Annotated in this window: 19 protein-coding genes; 12 read left to right on the plus strand and 7 right to left on the minus strand. The window is 74.8% G+C overall.

Annotated features, from left to right (window positions below):
• From AA75_RS16640 to AA75_RS16670, 7 genes are all read left to right on the plus strand, one after another.
• On the plus strand, nt 1-1,263 hold a 1,263-nt coding region (locus AA75_RS16640; RefSeq protein ID WP_199520340.1), incomplete at its 5' end, for a M20 family metallopeptidase.
• Nucleotides 1,264-1,505: 242 nt separating this feature from the next.
• Nucleotides 1,506-2,477: a 1,2-phenylacetyl-CoA epoxidase subunit PaaA gene (gene paaA, locus AA75_RS16645; protein ID WP_033820835.1), complete on the plus strand. Its 972-nt coding sequence runs from the start codon at nt 1,506-1,508 to the stop codon at nt 2,475-2,477.
• On the plus strand, nt 2,470-2,763 hold the full coding sequence (paaB, locus tag AA75_RS16650) for a 1,2-phenylacetyl-CoA epoxidase subunit PaaB (protein WP_033820836.1): 294 nt from the start codon (nt 2,470-2,472) through the stop codon (nt 2,761-2,763). The genes paaA and paaB overlap by 8 nt, the downstream gene beginning before the upstream one ends.
• 16 nt (nt 2,764-2,779) lie before the next feature.
• A complete protein-coding gene (gene paaC, locus AA75_RS16655) occupies nt 2,780-3,661 on the plus strand; it encodes a 1,2-phenylacetyl-CoA epoxidase subunit PaaC (protein ID WP_033820837.1) in 882 nt (293 codons plus the stop codon).
• On the plus strand, nt 3,655-4,155 hold the full coding sequence (gene paaD / locus AA75_RS16660; RefSeq protein WP_033820838.1) for a 1,2-phenylacetyl-CoA epoxidase subunit PaaD: 501 nt from the start codon (nt 3,655-3,657) through the stop codon (nt 4,153-4,155). Before paaC ends, paaD begins: the two co-directional genes overlap by 7 nt.
• A complete protein-coding gene (paaE, locus tag AA75_RS16665; RefSeq protein ID WP_033820839.1) occupies nt 4,156-5,220 on the plus strand; it encodes a 1,2-phenylacetyl-CoA epoxidase subunit PaaE in 1,065 nt (354 codons plus the stop codon).
• Between the two features lie 101 nt (nt 5,221-5,321).
• Entirely contained in the window at nt 5,322-5,924 is a 603-nt protein-coding gene (locus AA75_RS16670) for a hypothetical protein (protein WP_033820840.1), read from the plus strand.
• A 14-nt stretch (nt 5,925-5,938) separates the two neighbouring features.
• On the opposite strand, the gene AA75_RS16675 is transcribed toward AA75_RS16670, so the two are convergent.
• The 3 genes from AA75_RS16675 to AA75_RS16685 are packed head-to-tail and all read right to left on the minus strand — an operon-like array spanning nt 5,939 to nt 8,041.
• Complete coding sequence (locus tag AA75_RS16675) at nt 5,939-7,042, minus strand: FAD-dependent oxidoreductase (protein WP_051812583.1); 1,104 nt, start codon at nt 7,040-7,042, stop codon at nt 5,939-5,941.
• 37 nt (nt 7,043-7,079) lie between these two features.
• Nucleotides 7,080-7,604, minus strand: a complete 525-nt coding sequence (locus AA75_RS16680) for a hypothetical protein (RefSeq protein WP_051812586.1) — start codon at nt 7,602-7,604, stop codon at nt 7,080-7,082.
• Between the two features lie 20 nt (nt 7,605-7,624).
• Nucleotides 7,625-8,041, minus strand: coding sequence for a hypothetical protein (locus AA75_RS16685; RefSeq protein WP_051812588.1), 417 nt, complete (start codon nt 8,039-8,041; stop codon nt 7,625-7,627).
• Nucleotides 8,042-8,328: 287 nt separating this feature from the next.
• Here AA75_RS16685 and AA75_RS16690 point away from each other — a divergent pair, with 287 nt between their 5' ends.
• Nucleotides 8,329-9,507 (plus strand): FAD-dependent monooxygenase, encoded by a 1,179-nt coding sequence (locus tag AA75_RS16690; RefSeq protein ID WP_051812590.1) that lies wholly within the window; start codon nt 8,329-8,331, stop codon nt 9,505-9,507.
• A 53-nt stretch (nt 9,508-9,560) separates the two neighbouring features.
• Here AA75_RS16690 and AA75_RS16695 read toward each other — a convergent pair whose 3' ends face one another.
• Nucleotides 9,561-9,932, minus strand: coding sequence for a YbjQ family protein (locus AA75_RS16695; RefSeq protein WP_033820842.1), 372 nt, complete (start codon nt 9,930-9,932; stop codon nt 9,561-9,563).
• A 139-nt stretch (nt 9,933-10,071) separates the two neighbouring features.
• Between AA75_RS16695 and AA75_RS16700 the strand changes: the two genes are divergently transcribed.
• Nucleotides 10,072-10,992 carry a hypothetical protein gene (locus AA75_RS16700; RefSeq protein ID WP_051812592.1) on the plus strand — a complete coding sequence of 307 codons (921 nt, stop codon included), beginning with the start codon at nt 10,072-10,074 and terminating at the stop codon, nt 10,990-10,992.
• A gap of 20 nt (nt 10,993-11,012) precedes the next feature.
• Entirely contained in the window at nt 11,013-11,729 is a 717-nt protein-coding gene (locus AA75_RS16705; protein ID WP_149038183.1) for an aminoacyl-tRNA hydrolase, read from the plus strand.
• A gap of 24 nt (nt 11,730-11,753) precedes the next feature.
• On the opposite strand, the gene AA75_RS16710 is transcribed toward AA75_RS16705, so the two are convergent.
• Both AA75_RS16710 and AA75_RS16715 read right to left on the minus strand, forming a co-directional pair.
• A complete protein-coding gene (locus tag AA75_RS16710) occupies nt 11,754-12,872 on the minus strand; it encodes an acyl-CoA desaturase (RefSeq protein ID WP_033820843.1) in 1,119 nt (372 codons plus the stop codon).
• Nucleotides 12,873-12,879: 7 nt separating this feature from the next.
• The gene (locus tag AA75_RS16715) at nt 12,880-13,947 is read right to left on the minus strand and encodes a ferredoxin reductase (protein ID WP_033820844.1); all 1,068 of its coding nucleotides are present in this window, start codon (nt 13,945-13,947) and stop codon (nt 12,880-12,882) included.
• 87 nt (nt 13,948-14,034) lie between these two features.
• On the opposite strand from AA75_RS16715, the gene AA75_RS16720 reads away from it, so the two are divergent.
• Nucleotides 14,035-15,174, plus strand: coding sequence for a CdaR family transcriptional regulator (locus AA75_RS16720; protein ID WP_033820845.1), 1,140 nt, complete (start codon nt 14,035-14,037; stop codon nt 15,172-15,174).
• Between the two features lie 143 nt (nt 15,175-15,317).
• Here AA75_RS16720 and AA75_RS16725 read toward each other — a convergent pair whose 3' ends face one another.
• Nucleotides 15,318-16,277: a DMT family transporter gene (locus tag AA75_RS16725; RefSeq protein ID WP_033820846.1), complete on the minus strand. Its 960-nt coding sequence runs from the start codon at nt 16,275-16,277 to the stop codon at nt 15,318-15,320.
• A gap of 489 nt (nt 16,278-16,766) precedes the next feature.
• On the opposite strand from AA75_RS16725, the gene AA75_RS16730 reads away from it, so the two are divergent.
• Nucleotides 16,767-17,600: ATP-binding protein (locus AA75_RS16730; RefSeq protein WP_149038184.1), on the plus strand; the 834-nt coding region annotated here is incomplete at its 3' end.

Consider the following 17,600-nt stretch of genomic DNA (forward strand, 5'->3'; position numbering starts at 1 on the left):
GTCACCGGCGCGATCACCGTCGCAGCGGCACCCGCCCCGGTCCCGGTCGGCCCGGTCCCGGTGGGGGCGGCCCACCCGGGCTCCGCCGCGACGGCGGCGCTCCCCGGTCTGCCGCAGGCGCTCGGCAGCCGGGCCCGCACGCTGGCCGGCGGGGTCCGGCGGCGGTGCGCCGAGCTGGCGCGGATGGAGTCCCCGTCGGGGGACGCCCCGCGGCTGGACGCACTGGCGGAGGAGCTGTCCGCGGGCTTCCGGGCCACCGGCGCCGAGGTCGTCCGCGAGCCCGGCCCGGCCGGCGACCATCTGGTGGTGGAGTGGCCCGGACGGCGGGCGGACCTCCCGCATCTGCTGGTCGTCGGCCACCACGACACCGTGTGGCCGGTCGGCACCCTCGCGGACTGGCCGGTGGAGGAGTCCGAGGGGCTGCTCAGCGGCCCCGGCGTGCTGGACATGAAGGCCGGGCTGGCGCTGATCGAGGGGGCGTTCGCGCTCCTCGCCGACCTGGGGCAGCGCCCGCACCGCACGGTCCGCCTGGTGGTGGTCTCCGACGAGGAGGTCGGCAGCCCGAGCGGCCGGATCCTGGTCGAGCGCCACCTCCGGGGCGCCGCCGCCGTGCTGGGCCTGGAGCCCTCGCACCCGGACGGCCGGGTGAAGACCGCCCGCCGTGGCTCCTCCCGGGTCCGGCTGACCGTCACCGGCCGCGAGGCGCACGCCGGGAACGACGCGGCGCTCGGCGTCTCGGCCGTCGACGAGCTGGTGGACCAGCTGATCGCCGTCCGCGGGCTGGTCCGGCAGCCGGGCACCGAACTCAACGCCGGGCGGATCACCGGCGGCACGCGCGCCAACGTGGTGGCCGGGCGGGCCGAGGCCGAGCTCGGACTGCGGTTCGCCACCGCCGAGGCGCAGCGCAGCACCCTCGACACCCTGCAGCACCTGACCGCGCTGCGGCCCGGGGCCCGGGTGCGGGCCGAGGTGATCTCCAGCCGGCCGGCCTGGCCGGAGCGGTCCGGGAACCTGCTGCTGCGGCACGTGCGCTCGCTCGCCGCCGCCCTCGGCCAGCAGCTGGACGGCGCCCCGGCGGGCGGCGCCGGTGACACCAACGCGGCCGGCGCCCGCGGGCTGCCCACCCTGGACGGTCTCGGCGGCGTCGGCGCCGGTGCGCACGCCCGGCACGAGCACCTCCGCACCGATCAGGTGGCTCCCCGGATCGCCCTGTTGACGACCCTGCTGGCCGTTCCGCTGCCACGCCTGCGCGACCGGGTCTGACCGGCCCCGTACGGCGTTCCTCCCCGGCCCGGGCAGCCCGCGCTCCCGGGCCGGCGGGGTGTCGCACCCCCGTTCCCCGGCTCCCGCCAGCTCGCCGCCGCCCCCGCGAACGCCCCTGCCGCACACCTCGCCGAGGACCCCGGCGGGGGAGCCCCGCCGACCGGTTCGCCGGGCGCCTTGTCACGGGGTGCCACCGGCGTACACAATGGAACCGACCGAACGGTCAGTCGGGAGGTGGGTGCATGACGGCAACAGAGGCGACGGGCCTGGCCGAGCCGGGTCTGGAAGCGCACTTCGACGAGGTGATCGCCGCCGAGCAGCGGATCGAGCCCCGGGACTGGATGCCGGACGCCTACCGGGCGACGCTCATCCGGCAGATCGCGCAGCACGCCCACTCGGAGATCATCGGCATGCAGCCGGAGGGGAACTGGCTCACCCGGGCCCCTTCGCTGCGCCGCAAGGCGATCCTGCTGGCCAAGGCGCAGGACGAGGCCGGGCACGGCCTCTACCTGTACGCGGCCGCGGAGACGCTGGGGATCGACCGCTCCGAGCTGACCGAGAAGCTGATCTCGGGCCGGCAGAAGTACTCCTCGATCTTCAACTACCCCACCCTGACCTTCGCCGACGTCGGCGTGATCGGCTGGCTGGTGGACGGCGCGGCGATCTGCAACCAGGTCCCGCTCTGCCGCTGCAGCTACGGGCCGTACGCCCGGGCCATGGTGCGGATCTGCAAGGAGGAGTCCTTCCACCAGCGGCAGGGCTACGAGCTGCTGATGACGCTGATGCGCGGCACCGAGGCGCAGCGCCGGATGGTGCAGGACGCGGTGGACCGCTGGTGGTGGCCGTCGCTGATGATGTTCGGCCCGCCGGACGGCGACTCGCCGAACAGCGCGCAGTCGATGGCCTGGCGGATCAAGCGGCACAGCAACGACGACCTGCGGCAGCGATTCGTCGACATGACCGTGCCGCAGGCCGAGCACCTCGGCGTGACCCTGCCCGACCCGGCGCTGCGCTGGAACGAAGGGCGCGGCAGCTGGGACTTCGGTGAGCCGGACTGGTCCGAGCTCAAGCAGGTGATCAAGGGGCAGGGCCCGTGCAACGAGCAGCGCGTCGAGCGCCGCCGGGCCGCCCACGAGGACGGGGCCTGGGTCCGCGAGGCGGCCCTGGCGTACGCACAGAAGCGGAGAGCCGAGCGTGGAGCCGATCGTGACTGAGACCAGGGCCGGCTGGCCGCTCTACGAGGTGTTCGTGCGCCCTCGGCGCGGCCTCAACCACGTGCACGTCGGTTCGCTGCACGCGCCGGACGACCGGATGGCGCTGCTGAACGCCCGCGACCTCTACACCCGCCGCAACGAGGGCGTCAGCCTCTGGGTGGTCCGCTCCGACGCGATCACCGCCTCCACCCCGGACGAGCAGGACCCGTTCTTCGCCCCCAGCGGCGACAAGGTCTACCGCCACCCGACCTTCTACGACATCCCCGAGGATGTCCCGCACATCTGACGGGGGACCGCAGACCATGACCGACGACCACGTCTACCTGCACCTCTCCGAGGCGAGCGCCGACCCGGAGGGCGAGGCCCGCTGGGCGTACGGCACCGGCTTCGCCGACCCGCTGCTCGGCGTGGACACCTCGGTGCCGCCCGGCGTGGACGGTGCCGACCTCGCCGCGTACTGCCTGATGCTCGGCGACGACGCGCTGGTGCTCGCCCAGCGGCTGATCGAGTGGTGCACCCGCGCCCCCGAGCTGGAGGAGGAGGTGGCGCTCGCCAACCTCGGGCTCGACCTGCTCGGCCAGGCCCGCCACCTGCTCACCCGGGCCGGCCAGGCCGACGGCAGCGGCCGCAGCGAGGACGACCTGGCCTACTGGCGCGAGGAGCACGAGTTCCGCAACGTCCGGCTGGTCGAGGCGCCGAACGGGGACTTCGCGTTCTCGATCGCCCGGCTGCTGCTCTTCTCCACCGCCCGGCACGCGCTCTACCTGCGGCTGAGCACCCATCCGGATCCGGTGCTGGCCGCCATCGCGGCCCGCGGCGCCAAGGAGCTGGCCTACCACCACGAGTACGCGGTCTCCTGGACCCTGCGGCTCGGTGACGGCACCGCCCACTCGGCGGCCCGGATGCAGGCCGGGCTGGACGCCGTCTGGCCGCTGCTGGAGGAGCTGTTCACCCCGCACGCCGTGGAGCTGCGGCTCGGCGTCGACCCCGCGGGGCTGCGCGAGGGCGTGCTGGCGGAGCTGGCCGCCGTGATCGGCGAGGCCTGCCTGACCGTGCCCACCACGCCGCCGCTGGCGCGGGTCGGCGGCCGGGCCGGGCGGGACGGCGTGCACACCGAGGCGCTGGGCCCGCTGCTGGCCGAGTTCCAGGTGCTGGCCCGGGCCCACCCGGGGGCGACGTGGTGACCACCAGGGTCAGCGCCTGGGAGGTGGCGGCCGCCGTCCCCGACCCCGAGCTGCCCATGCTCACCCTCGCCGACCTGGGCATCCTGGCCGGGGTCGACCAGGACGGTGACGCGGTCACCGCCTGGATCACCCCGACGTACTCCGGCTGCCCGGCGGTCGCCGAGATGGCCGCCGACGTGTCCGGCCGGCTGCGCGCCGCGGGGTTCGGCGAGGTCCGGGTCCGGCTGCGGCTCGACCCGCCGTGGTCCACCGACCTGATCACCGAGGCGGGGCGCCGCAAGCTGGCCGAGGCGGGGATCGCCCCGCCGCACACCGGTGCCCGTACCGCCGGTCCCGGCCTGCTGCGGCTCGGCCCGACCCGGCACCTGGTGCACTGCCCGAACTGCGGCGGCGCCGACACCGAGGAGCTGTCCCGCTTCGGCTCCACCGCCTGCAAGGCGCTCTGGCGCTGCCGGTCCTGCCGGGAGCCCTTCGACCGGATCAAGGAGATCTGAATGGCCGTCCGCCGACCGACGTTCCACGAGCTGCGGATCGCGGCCCTGGAACCGCTCTGCGAGGACGCGGTCGCGGTCACCTTCGAGGTGCCGGACGCGCTCGCCGAGGACTTCGCGTTCCGCCCGGGGCAGACCCTCACCCTGCGGCGGATCGTGGACGGCGCCGACGAGCGCCGTTCCTACTCGCTCTGCTCCGCGGTGGGCGGCCCGCTGCGGATCGCGGTGCGCGAGGTGCCCGGCGGGCTGTTCTCGCGCTGGCTGGTGCGCGAGGCCCGGGTCGGCGAGCGGGTCGAGGTCATGCCGCCGAGCGGGCTGTTCGGGCCGGACCTGGCGGAGCCCGCGGAGCACGTCCTGATCGCGGCCGGTTCCGGGATCACCCCGATGCTCTCCATCGCCGGTTCCGTGCTCGCCGCGCACCCGGGGTCGAAGGTCACCCTGCTGTACGGCAACCGCCGCAGCGACACCGTGATGTTCGCCGACGAGCTGGCCGACCTGAAGGACCGTCATCTCGACCGGTTCCAGCTGCTGCACGTGCTGTCCCGGGAGACCCGGGACGCCGAGCTGCTCAGCGGGCGGCTCGACGCCGAGCGGGTCGGTGCGCTGCTCGCCGCCCTGGTGGAGCTCGAGGCCGTGGGCCACTTCTGGCTCTGCGGCCCGTACGGGATGGTGCTCGGGACCAAGGAGCTGCTGACCGGTCTCGGGGTGCCCGCCGACCGCGTGCACCAGGAGCTGTTCCACGCGGAGGACGAGCCGGTCACCGAGCGCGTCGAGGCCGTCCCGGACGGGGAGTTGAGCGAGGTGACGCTGGTGCTCGACGGGCGGGCGTCCACCCTGGCGCTGCCCCGGGACCGTTCGCTGCTGGACGGCGCCCAGCGCTCCCGGCCGGATCTGCCGTTCGCCTGCAAGGGCGGGGTGTGCGGTACCTGCCGGGCGCTGGTGGTGGAGGGCGAGGTCGACCTGCGGCGCAACTTCGCGCTGGAGGAGAAGGAGTTGGCGGCCGGCTACGTGCTGACCTGCCAGGCCCGCCCGGTCTCCGACAAGGTCACCGTCGACTACGACCGCTGATCCCGGCCGGGCCGCCCCCGGGAATCGGAGGATTCGTCAACTGATCGTCGCACGTGTGTGGTTGAGTGGGCGCACCCTGTTCCGATCCGGAGGGAGACCGGATGCGCCACCACCTGGCCCGCTGTGGAACGGCCCTGCTCGCGACGCTGCTGGCGGCCGGTTGCGGTGCCGATCCGGCCCCGGAGAAGGACGGCCCCGGCGACTACCGGGCGAAGGACGACATCTGCACCGTCCTGCCGTACCGGTTGCTGGTCGACCCGCTGGGCGACCCCTTCGGTACCGACGAGCCGTCCACCCGTGACTCGGGCGGCGCCCCGGCCGCCAAGTGCGTGGCGTCCTTCGACCCGCAGAGCGCCTCGCCCTACCGGCACACCGTCACCACGGTGGACGTCATCTTCCTCCCGGACACCGCGCTGGCCCGCAAACTGCACACCTTCGACCGCACCGAGAACCAGCCCAAGTACGCGATCGGCGGCGCGGTGACCGAGGTGAAGGGGGTCGGCCGGGAGGCGTTCCGGTTCCGCAACACGGCCGGGTCGGACACCGGGCCGATGTTCGAACTGGTCACCCGGGACAGCAACGTGCAGATGACCCTCACCTTCCTGGTCGACTTCCGGGAGCCGCCGGACGACAAGGCGGCCGATGTGGTGCTCCGGAAGATGGAGGAGTTCGCCCGGGCCTCGCTCACCGCGCTGAAGGGCTGAGCGGGCCGCCCGGGTCAGCGCACGCCGAGGGCGGGCTCGCCGAGCAGCTTCACGATCTCGTTGACCGCCGCCCGGCCGGCCCGGTTGGCGCCGACCGTGCTGGCCGACGGCCCGTAGCCGACCAGGTGGATCCGCGGGTCGGCGGCGGCCCGGGTGCCCTCCATCCGGATGCCGCCGCCCGGGCCGCGCAGCCCCAGTGGCGCCAGGTGCTTCACCTCGGGGCGGAAGCCGGTGGCCCAGACGATCGCGTCCACCCGCTCCTCGTGCCCGCCCCAGGCGACGCCGTGCTCGGTCAGCCGGTCGAACATCGGCCGGCGCTCCAGCGCCCCTAGTTCCCGCGCGCGCCGGTACGCGACGGACGGGCCGAGCCCGGTCACGCTGACCACGCTGCGTACCGGCAGCCCCAGCCGCACCCGCTCCTCGACCTGCGCCACCACCGCGCGCCCGAACTCCGGAGTGAACGGCCCCTCGTGGTACACCGGCGGGCGGCGGGTCACCCACAGTGTCCCGGCCACCTCGGCCACCTCGGACAGCACCTGGATCGCGGAGGCGCCGCCGCCGACGACCGCCACCCGCTGCCCGGCGAAGGACTCCGGGCCCCGGTACTCGGAGTAGTGCAGCTGCCGTCCGGCGAAGTGTCCCGGGTAGTGCGGGAGGAACGGCCTGGTCCAGGTCCCGGTCGCGTTGATCAGGGCCCGCGCCGACCACCGGTCGGCGTCCGACTCGACCAGCAGCCGCCCGTCCGCCGCCGGGCGGACCGCGCCGACCCGCACCGGGCGGACCACCGGCAGCGCGTGCTCCGCCTCGTACGCGGCGAAGTAGCCGGGCACCACCTCGCGGGCGGGCGCCGCCGGGTCGGGCGCGGGCAGCTCGAAGTCCGGCAGGTCGTGGAAGCCGTGCACGGTGGCCATCCGCAGCGAGGGCGAGCGGTGGGCCCAGGCGCCGCCGGGCGCGGGGTCGGCGTCCAGCACCACGAAGCCGCGGTACGGCTCGAAGCCGCGGCGGCGCAGGTGGTACGCGGCCGACAGTCCGGCCTGTCCGGCGCCGACCACCACGACGTCGACCTCGGTCGGCGCTTCGGCCGCCGCCCGCTCACTGGTTGCACCGTAAACAGTCACGGTGGTGAAACATGTGGGTGTTGCGGCGTGTTCCCGCTCAGCCGGCCGCCGCCCGCAGGTGCACCAGGCCGGCCACCCCGAAGATCAGGACGGTGTCGACGGCCGGTTCGGCCGAGGTGCCGGGGGTGGCGGTCGCGGCTCCGCCGGGAGCGGGGGCGGGGAAGGTGATCCCGGGGCCGTCGCCGCCGAAGACCGCGCTCTCGCCGGGCCGGATCAGCACACCGGCCGGGCTGAGCGCGTTCTCCGGGCCCGGGCTGCCCCGGAGCGTCGCCCGTCCGTCCGCCGCCGTGCTGACCTGGCTGAGGTGTTCGGGCGTCGAACCCTCGTTGCGGATGGTCACGGTCAGTTCGGCCCCGCCGGACGGCGACCGGCGCAGGACCGCGCCGGTCAGCTCCAGGTGCGAGCGCGGGCTCTCGACCGAGAGCGAGCCGATCGCGGCCGGGGCCGGGGCGGGCGCCGTGGCGGCCCCGGAGCTGCAGCCCGTCAGCAGCGCGAGCAGGACCGCCGCCGATCCGGCGGCGGCCGCGCGGACCTGACGGGCTGGGGTGCGGTGAGGTGACATGGTCCGCATTATGGGCGCGCTTATGCCCGGGCGGCGGGGCGACCCGGCGCGGGCCGGGCGCGGCCGTCCTCCTCGGCGGGGGGCCGGTGGCCGGCGTCGAAGGCGGCGAGGGCCTGCCCGACCGCGTCGAAGGTGAGGGTGGTGAACGCGGCGTGGTCGGCGGCGACCGCCGCCGGGTCCGCGCCGGCCAGCTGCCGGCGCGCGTTGCCGGTGAAGACGGTGCGCGCGGCGGCGAGGCCGAGGGTGGCGGTGAACCGGGCCTGCGGCTCGTCCTGCCCTTCGGCCAGCAGCAGTTCGGCCAGCCGCTCCTCCAGCACCTCCAGCGCCTCGCGGGCGTAGGCGAGCAGCGCGGGGGAGTCCAGCACGGTGAACCAGAAGGCCGGATGGTGGGTGCCGACGGCGGCGAACGGGTGGCCCTGCCTGCCGAACCGGATCATCAGGTCCCGCAGCGCCGTCAGCGGCCCGGTGCCGGGCGGCCGTCCGGTGACGGCTCCGGCGAGCAGGTCGAGCGCCTCGGGGAGCCGGTCGAGGAAGAGCTCCTCCTTGCGCGGGAGTAAGGGCCTTCGTCCAGCAGCACCGGGGTCCCGGCGGCCCCGGGGCGGGCGCCGGGGCCGGCCCGGTCCGGGCGCCGCGGTTCGCCGCCCACTTCGGCGGCATCACCGTCGACGGCACGGCGATCGACCTCGCCGACCCGGCCTTCGCCGACCTCGGCCCGGCCGGCGAGGTGCTCGTCGTCCCGCAGCAGCAGGTCGAGGCGATGCTGGCCGCCCGCGCCGCCGAGCTCGGGGTCGAGGTCCGGCGCGGGGCCGAGGTGACCGCCTTCGAGCAGGACGCGGACGGGGTGACGGTCACCCAGGCCGACGGGCGGCGCCTGCGGGCCGGCTGGCTGGCCGGCGCGGACGGCGGCCGCAGCACCGTCCGCAAGCTGGCCGGGTTCGCCTTCCCCGGGACGGACCCGGAGATCACCGGGCACCAGGCGATGGTCGAGCTGACGGGCGGGGAGAAGCTCGCCCGCGGCTGGCAGGCCACCCCGACCGGGGTCCACGTCAACGGGCCGATGGCCGGGCGCGTCCTGACCGTCCAGTTCGACGGCCCGCCCGCCGACCGCGACGCCCCGGTGACCGCCGCGGAGCTCACCGCGGCGCTGCGGCGGGTGACCGGCGAGGAGGTGACGGTCACGGCCGTCCACTCGGCGACCAGGTTCACCGACAACGCCCGGCTCGCCGAGGACCACCGCCGCGGCCGGGTGCTGCTGGCCGGCGACGCGGCGCACGTCCACTCGCCGTTCGGCGGGCAGGGCCTGAACCTCGGGCTCGGTGACGCCGCCAACCTGGGCTGGAAGCTGGCCGCCGTGGTGCGCGGCACCGAGCCCGAGGGCCTGCTCGACAGCTACACCGCCGAGCGCCGCCCGATCGCCGCGCAGGTGCTGGAGTGGACCCGGGCCCAGGTCGCACTGATGCGCCCCCGCCCGTACGAGCGGGCCCTGCGGTCCGTCGTAGCCGACCTGCTGGGCAGCCCGGCCGGCAGCACGTACATCGCCCGCCAGCTGTCCGGGGTGCTCCAGCGGACCGGGCCCGCCGAGGGCCACCCGCTGGTCGGCGGGCAGGCACCGGAACTCCGGTTCGCGGACGGCACCCGGCTGGCCGACCACTTCCACCGAAGTGGCGCGGTGCTGCTGCGGCTGGCACCGGACGCCCCGAGGGCGGACGGCTACGGGCAGCGGGTCCGCACCGTCACCGCCGACTGCCCTGACCGGCCGGGGCTGGCCGCGCTGCTGATCCGCCCGGACGGGTTCGTGGCCTGGGCGGTGGACCGTGATGCCGCACCGGCCGACGGCCTGCCTGCGGCGCTGGCCGCCTGGTTCGGCTCCCCGGGCGCCCCACCCCGGCCGGCCGCCGGCTGAACCCGCCCGGCCCCTGCCGTCCGGACGCCGCGACGGCAGGGGCCGGCGGTCCGTCAGCCCAGGGGGGAGATCACCGCGGCGGTGCCGTAGGCGCAGATCTCGGTCCCCAGGTCGGCCGCCTCGGTGACGTCGAACCGCATCATCAGGACCGCGTTGCCGCCGCGCGCGGCGGTCTGCTCGATCAGCCGCTCCATCGCCTGGTTCCGGCTCTCCACCAGGGTCTTGGTCAGCCCCTTCAGCTCGCCGCCCACCAGGGACTTCAGGCCCGCGCCGATCTGCGAGCCGAGGTGCCGGCTGCGCACCGTCAGGCCGAACACCTCGCCGATGATCCGCTCGACGCGGTACCCGGGCACGTCGTTGGTGGTGACCACCAGCACGTTGTCGGACGGGCGCTGCCCGCCGCCGTAGTCGTCAAGATTGCTCATCGCACCACCCTTGCCGATGAACGCCGCATCTCCCCGCTGACGCGCCGGGCGGCCCACCGTGCCACGGCGGCGGACGGCCGCCCGAAGAACCCGGTACGCACCGGTGATCCGGGACCCCCGGGGGCCGTACTGTAGGCGCATGGGCGAGCGAAGCGATCATCCGCAGGGGCCGGGCGCGGCGGAGGAGTCCGGCGCGCAGGACATCGAGGCGACGGTGGTGCTCGGCATCCGGATCACCGACTGGCCGTCCCTGCGCGCCGCCGCGCAGGCCGCCGTCGGCGAGCTGGACTTCACCGGGATCGACCCGGACGGGCAGCGCGCCGAGCTGCTGCGCGAGGTCTCCGAGGACCCGAACGCCGCCCTGGGCGCCCTGCTCCACCCGGACCGGCTGGTCGCGGCGATCCCCGGCATCGAGGCGCTCGGCGGGACGCTGGAGATCAGCATCACCGACGACTTCGCCCCGGACTTCGCCGAGCTGTTCCCGCTCGAGACCGACGACGGCGACGGCGGCGACTGGACCCTCACCCCGCGCACCGCCTGCCTTCTGCACACCCAGCTGATCGGCCTCGCCGACGCCGCCTACGACGACCTGGACGAGCACCTCGACGAGCCGGTCACCGACGCCGACGAGAGCGACTGGGCGGTCTTCGCCCGGCTGCCGCAGCGGACCTGGAACCTGCACCGGGCCTGGCGCCGCACGCTCGCCCGGACCTTCGACGACCTCGCCGACGACCTCGCGCTCGGCGAGTGGCCGCTGCCCAGGTGCCTGGCCGAGGAGCTGGCGCTGCGGATGGCCCTGGCCGACGCCCGGGCCCTGCTCGGCGCCCAGCCGGAGTCCGTCGCGGACATGATGGGCGACCTGCCCGCCGACCTGTACGACTACGACTGGGACGGCTGCGCGGACGAGCTGTTCGGCGTGTTCGCCCCGGACGACGGCGACGCCGAGTTCGACGCCCTCCAGCGCACCGAGCAACTGCTGGGCGTGACCCACCCCGAGGGCTGGTTCCTGTCCTACGAGGACGCCGAGGAGCGCGACCCCGGGCGCGGCCACCGCCGCTGACCCCTGGCATTCTTGGTCGGGTGAGTTCACCTTTCGACGCACCCGGCACCCCCGACGAGCCCGCCGACCGGGACGGCAGGGAGCAGTTCGTGCTCCCGCTGGTGGTCCGCCTGGAGCGGACCGACCCACCGGCCAGGACCGACGCCCTGGAGACCTCCGCCCGGGCGGTGCTCACCCTGCTCGCCGACCCGCGGGTGACCGGGGCCGACGGCGAGTGGTCCGAGCGGGTCGCCGCCTGGGAGGACGCCCGGATCCGCAAGGTGGTCCGCCGGGCCCGCGGCGGCGAGTGGCGCAAGGCCGGCGAACTGCCCGGCATCACCGTCACCGGCGGCACCGCCGAGGTACGGGTGTTCCCGCCGGTGCCGCTGGACGGCTGGCCCAAGGAGCTGGCCAAGCTGCAGGTCTCCGGCACCGACCTGGAGGAGGCCGGCGAGCCCGCCGAGCCGCTGCCCGGCACGCCCGTGCTGTGGCTCAACCCCGACCTGGAGATGAGCGCCGGCAAGACCATGGCGCAGACCGGCCACGCCGCCCAGCTCGCCTGGTGGCGGCTGGACGACGGGCAGCGCAAGGAGTGGGCGCAGACGGGGTTCGCGCTGGCCGTGCGCACGGCCACCCCGGCCGCCTGGGCGGAGCTCACGGCGAGCGGGCTGCCGCTGGTCCGCGACGCCGGCTTCACCGAGATCGCCCCCGGCAGCTGCACGGTCGTCGCGGACCACCCGGCGCTGCGCCCCGCCTGACCGCCGGAGAGCCACTACCGGGAATCAGACCGCGACGAGTTCCTGCTCGCGGTCCGGCGTCCCGACCTTGGGCTTCTTCGTCGGCAGCGACAGCCGGAAGACCTTGCGCCACGCGGAGAACACCTGCTTGGGCAGCGGCCCGGTGACGTACTCCAGCTCGTACTTCTCGAACAGGGTGCGCACCTTCACCGCGACTTCGGCGTACCGGTTGCTCGGCAGGTCCGGGAACAGGTGATGCTCGATCTGGTGCGACAGGTTGCCGGTCATGAAGTGCATGGCCCTGCTGCCGCTGATGTTCGCCGAGCCCATCATCTGGCGCAGGTACCACTGGCCGCGCGTCTCGCCCCTGACCGACCGGCGCTCGAAGACCTGTACACCCTCGGGGAAGTGCCCGCACATGATCACCGAGTGGGACCAGATGTTGCGGACCAGGTTCGCGGTGAACGTGGCGGCGAGCGTGGTGAGGAACGACGGGCCCGACAGCAGCGGGTGGATCACGTAGTCCTTGAGCACCTGCTTGCGGATCTTGCGGCCCACGGCCTTGGCCCGGGCGCGGAACTCCGGGTCCTTGCGGCGGCGCTTGTGCAGGTTCTTGCCGAGCTCCAGGTCGTACGCCGCGATGCCGTACTCGAAGAAGCAGGCGTTGACGAGGTTCCACAGCGGCTGGCCGAGGTGGAGCGGGTGCCACTTCTGGTCCTCGTCGACGCGCATGATGCCGTAGCCGAGGTCGTTGTCCTTGCCGATCACGTTGGTGTACGTGTGGTGCAGCTCGTTGTGCGAGTGCTTCCACTGCTCGGCCGGCGAGACGTGGTCCCACTCCCAGGTGGTGGAGTGGATCTTCGGGTCCCGCATCCAGTCCCACTGGCCGTGCAGGACGTTGTGGCCGATCTCCATGTTGTCCATGATCTTCGCCACGGACAGACCGGCGGTGCCGAGCAGCCACGCGGGCGGGAAGATCGAGAACAGCAGCACGCCCCGGCTGGCCAGCTCGAGCTTGCGCTGCGCCGAGATGACCTTGCGGATGTAGGCGGCGTCCTTCTCGCCGCGGCCGGCGATCACTTCGTCGCGGATCGCGTCCAGCTCGCGGCCGAGCTCCTCGATCTGCTCCGCGGTCAGGTGGGCGGTGGGGTCGATGGCGGTCAAGGTGCCTCTACCGTTCGATGTCGCAGGGGCCCGCCGCGGCGGACACACAGGTCTGGATGAGGACGCCCGGCTCGGCCTCGGTGATCTCGCCGGTGCGCAGGTCGCGGACGGCGCCCGCCTTGAGCGGCGTGACGCAGCCGAAGCAGATGCCCATGCGGCACCCGGAGGGCATGAGCACGCCGGCTTCCTCGCCGATGGCCAGCAACGGCGTGGCGCCGTCCGCGTCGACGGTCCTGCCGGTGGCGCTGAACGTGACCTCGCCGCCGCCGCCGCCGTCGCCGCCGGCGACGACGATGCGGGGGCGGAAGCGTTCGGTGTGCAGTCGCTCTCGGACGCCGTGTTCGGTCCAGTGCTCCTCTGCGGCGTCGAGCAGGCCCGCGGGCCCGCAGGCCCAGGTCTCGCGCTCGGCCCAGTCGGGCACGAGTTCGCCGAGACGGGCGATGTCGAGCCTGCCGTCCGTGCCGGTGTGCACCTCGGTGAGGCGCAGCTTCTCCTCCGCGACCAGGTCGTGCAGTTCGTTGCGGAAGATCACGTCTTGCGGCTGCGGTGCGCAGTGGACCATGACGACGTCGTCGAGATCGGTGTCGCGCAGCATGCCCATCACGGGAGTGATACCGCTGCCGGCCGTCAGGTAGAGCACCTTGGCGGGCTCGGCCTGCGGCAGCACGAAGTCACCGGTCGGCTGGTCGAGCTGGATCAGCGTGCCCGGTGTCGCCCTGCGGACGAGGTGGTTGCTGACCTGGCCGTCCGGGATCGCCTTCACGGTGATCGTGATGTGGCCGTCCTCGCGGTCCGTCGGTGAGGTGATGGAGTAGGCACGCCACAGGCGCCTCCCGTCGACGTCGACCCCGATCCGCACGTACTGACCGGCCGTGTGGCCGCGCCAGCCCCGTCCCGGCCTGATCACGATGGTCGCCGCGTCGCCCGTCTCGGGGTGCACGGCCATGATGCGCCCACGGAGGTCGGCGCCCGCACGCAGCGGGCTGACCAGGTCGAGGTAGTCCGACGGCAGCAACGGCGTCGTGACCATCTCCAGCAGTTTCCACGCCCTGCTGCGGAGGGCTGCACTCGTCATGACCCCAGCTTGCTGCGCCGCAGGGCGTAAAGTCCTGACCGTAGGACGTGAATCTGGTCGGCTGAATTGTTCGCAGGGAACAAGAATGTGAGCCATGTAATCCGGAGGGCCAGCGAGCTGGTCCTGAACGAGACGACGGTCACCGCGCTTCGGGCCGGGCTGACGGGCACCGCCGACGAGGTCGTCGAGGCGATCATCGACGAGGTCCCCTCCTATGCCAACGCCCTTTCGGGCCGCATGGGCGGCACCATCCGCCGAGCCGTCCGCACCGCCCTGGGGCACTACCTGGATCTCGCGAGCGGGAACACCACGGGTGGCGACGGCGGCGACGCAGCCTACGAGCTGGGCCGCGGCGAGGTGCGCGACGGCCGTTCGATGGACGCCCTGCTCAGCGCCTACCGCGTGGGCGCCCGCGTGGCCTGGCGATGTCTGGCAGCGGGTGCCGTACCCGCGGGTCTGCCCGCCGCCGAGGTCGCCAAGTTCGCCGAGCTGACCTTCGCGTACATCGACGAGCTCTCCGCCGCGAGCGCGGCGGGCCATGCCGACGAGCTGGCCGCCCGGGGCAGGGCCCACGAGCGCCACCTGGAAGACCTGGCCCGCGACCTCCTCGCCGGCACGAGCCCGGACGTGCTGCTGGCCTCTGTTCAACGGGCCGGGTGGCAGCCCCCGGTTTCGCTGACCGCGGTCCTGCTGCCCGCCGCCCAGGCCCGGCCCGCCTACCGCGCGCTCAACCCGGGCACTCTCGTCCTCGACGACCTGCCCGATGCCACCGGCGTGCTGCTCGTCCCCGATGCCGACCGGTCACACCTCCTGCGGCAGCTGACCGACCGCACCGTCGTGGTCGGCCCGGCACGGCCATGGACCCGTGCGTGCGCCTCGTACGCACGAGCCGTACGCGCTCGCTCACTGTCCCCTGAGATTCGCGACACCGAGGACCACCTGCCCGAGCTGGTACTGAGCGCCGACGCGGACGCGTTCGCAGACCTGCGTGCCCGAGCCCTCGCACCGTTGCGGACCTTGCCCGTCACGACCGCACGGCGGCTGGAGGAGACGTTGCGGGCGTGGCTGCTGCACCAAGGCAGGCGGGACGAGGTGGCAGCCGCGTTGTTCGTCCATCCTCAGACAGTCCGGTACCGGATGTCGCAGCTGCGGGAGCTGTTTCCGGATCTCGCCTCGCCGCACCGGGTCCTTGAACTGACCCTGGCGGTGGGTCTTCGGGGCAGCTGACGCGTACTTCGACCGTCCAGCACTGCGTCCGCGAGGGGGCGAGGAATCGTGCGCTCCCGGCAGCTGCACCGTGATCGCGGACCACCCGGCGCTGCGCCCCGCCCGACCATACGGCCACCGGGCGGGGCGGGGCGGGCGGTCGGTCAGGCCGGCCGGGCCCGGCGGGCCGGCCTGGTCTCGGCCAGCGCCAGGCCGGCGACCGACAGCAGCAGCACGCCGGTCCCGGCGGCGGTCGCCGCGGTGAGCCGCTCGCCGAGCAGCAGCACCGCGATCACGGTGGCGCTGACCGGCTCGATCAGGGCCACCACCGAGGCGGTGGTGGCCCGCACCACGGCCGCCCCCGCGAAGTACAGCCCGTACGCGAGCGCCGTCGGTACCGCCGCGAGGTAGGCCAGCAGCGCGAGGGTGCGCCCGAGCCCGGCCGGGTCCGGCCACAGGCCCTCCGCCGCCGCGAACGGCAGCATGCACACCGCACAGACGGTGAACGACCACAGCGTGGTCGCGTACGGGCCGTCGCCGCCGCCGCTGCGCCCGAGCCGCCGGGTGTACAGCGTGATGCAGGCGTACCCGGCGGCCGACAGCAGGGCCCAGCCGATGCCCGCCAGGTCGGCCGGGCCGCTGCCGCCGTCCCCGAGGACCAGCACCGCCAGCCCGCCGAGCGCGCCGCCGACGGCCAGCAGCCCGCTGCCGCCGAGCCGCTCACCCATGGTCAGCCGGGCCCCGGAGGCGATCATGACGGGTGCCGCGCCCAGCGTGACGACGGTGGCGACCGCCAGCCCGGTCCGCTGGACGGCGAGGAAGTACGCGGCCTGGAACAGGGTCAGCCCGAGACCGTTCACCAGGATCCGGCCGAGCCGGGCCGGGCGGGGGACACGGGGGACGCGGGGGACGCGGCCCGTCGGCACCGGCCGGCCGGCGGACCGGCGGACGGCGAGCAGCAGGGCCACCCCGCCCGCCGAACGCCAGAAGGTCAGGGCCATCGGGCCGAGGCCGCTGTGCCCGTAGAGCAGCGCGGCGGCCGCGCCGGCGGTCCCCCAGGCGGTCGCGGACAGCACGAGGTAGAGCAGGGCCCGCCCGACGGGCAGGGCACGGGAAGCCGACATGGTGTGGTTCTCCCACCGAAGACGAAAGGGGTCGGTTGCTGGGGTCCCGTACGCGGGCGACACCGACCGGCCCGGGGCGTGATCACCCGGGAGAGGTCCTCAGTGGCCTGGCCGCCCGCTCAGGCGGCGGGAGGTGGCAGAACGGTCTGCGGCATGCCGGCCAGCCTATCGCGCCCGGTGCGACCCGGCGGGACGCCGGTGAGCGGTGACGGGATTCGCGGAGCAGGCGCGGTGGTCGGGGGCGGGCCGGGCGCGGGTCGCGGCGATCTGCGGGGGTCGGCCGGCTGGCCGCGGTGCGCGGTGCCGAGGGGGCGCCGCCTCGCCGCGGGTGCCGCGTCGGCGGTCGGGGGCGGTGGAGGTGGTCCGGGCGGTGGAGCTGGTCGGTGCCGCGCAGGTGGGCGGGGTCGGCGGGCGAGTCTTGTCAAGCTCTTGTGAAGATCGCTAGCATCCCCGCAGGTGGTCCCGGAGGGCGGTTGAGAGGGGGCGGCCGTGTCGGCGGCTTCGGCATTACCCGGACGGCAGGACGAACTCGCCGCGCTCGCACGGGCGGTGGAGCAGCTCGGTGCGGGCCGCGGCGCGGTGCTGGAGATCGCGGGCGATCCCGGCATCGGCAAGACCGCCCTGCTGAACCGGCTCGCCCGGCTGGCGGCCGACCGCGGCGCCGCCGTGCTGCGGGCCCGGGCCCGCCCCGAGGACGCGAAGCCGTACCAGCTGTTCCGCGACGCCTGGGACGGCGCCGAACCGCCCTGTCCCGGCGGGCCGTCCTGGGACTCCGCCGCCGACCGCGACCTGGTGCGGGCGCTGCGCTCGCCGGGCGGGGGGTGCGGCCCCGGAGCGGTCCTGATCCTGGACGACCTCCACCACGGCGATCCCGCCTCGATCCGGCTGGCCGAGCGGCTGGCCGGTGAGCGGCCGCCGTACCTGCTGGCGCTCGCGCACCGTCCCCGGCAGACCTCGCCCGCCCTGCTCGCCGCGCTCGACGAGGCCCAGCAGGCGGGCACCTTGCACCGGGTCGAGCCGGCGCCGCTGGACGCCGCCGCGGTCGCCGCCGTCCTCGCCGAGGCCGCCGCCGACGGGCGCGTGGCCCGCGGAGCCGAGCAGGCCGAACGGCTGCGCGCCGCCGCCGCGGGCAATCCGCGGATCCTGCGCGTCCTGCTGGCCGCCGGGGCCGACCCGGAGGTGTGGCCCGAACGCGCCGTGGGGGCCGCGGGCCCGTTGCTGCGCGCCGCCGCGCCGCTGATCGCCGAGTTCGACGCGCTCTCGGTGGCGGCGACGGAGGTACTGGCGGCCGCCGCCGTCCTCGGCGAAACGTTTCTGCTCGGG

Source organism: Kitasatospora sp. MBT63, assembly GCF_000710465.2.
GTDB lineage: Bacteria > Actinomycetota > Actinomycetes > Streptomycetales > Streptomycetaceae > Kitasatospora.

Coding starts and splice junctions, on each gene's coding strand:
- paaE (WP_033820839.1), top strand. CDS start 4,156: ATGGCCGTCCGCCGACCGACGTTCCACGAGCTGCGGATCGCGGCCCTG.
- AA75_RS16700 (WP_051812592.1), top strand. CDS start 10,072: ATGGGCGAGCGAAGCGATCATCCGCAGGGGCCGGGCGCGGCGGAGGAG.
- AA75_RS16680 (WP_051812586.1), bottom strand. CDS start 7,604: ATGTCACCTCACCGCACCCCAGCCCGTCAGGTCCGCGCGGCCGCCGCC.
- AA75_RS16695 (WP_033820842.1), bottom strand. CDS start 9,932: ATGAGCAATCTTGACGACTACGGCGGCGGGCAGCGCCCGTCCGACAAC.
- paaC (WP_033820837.1), top strand. CDS start 2,780: ATGACCGACGACCACGTCTACCTGCACCTCTCCGAGGCGAGCGCCGAC.
- AA75_RS16670 (WP_033820840.1), top strand. CDS start 5,322: ATGCGCCACCACCTGGCCCGCTGTGGAACGGCCCTGCTCGCGACGCTG.
- paaA (WP_033820835.1), top strand. CDS start 1,506: ATGACGGCAACAGAGGCGACGGGCCTGGCCGAGCCGGGTCTGGAAGCG.
- AA75_RS16685 (WP_051812588.1), bottom strand. CDS start 8,041: ATGATCCGGTTCGGCAGGCAGGGCCACCCGTTCGCCGCCGTCGGCACC.
- AA75_RS16725 (WP_033820846.1), bottom strand. CDS start 16,277: ATGTCGGCTTCCCGTGCCCTGCCCGTCGGGCGGGCCCTGCTCTACCTC.
- AA75_RS16715 (WP_033820844.1), bottom strand. CDS start 13,947: ATGACGAGTGCAGCCCTCCGCAGCAGGGCGTGGAAACTGCTGGAGATG.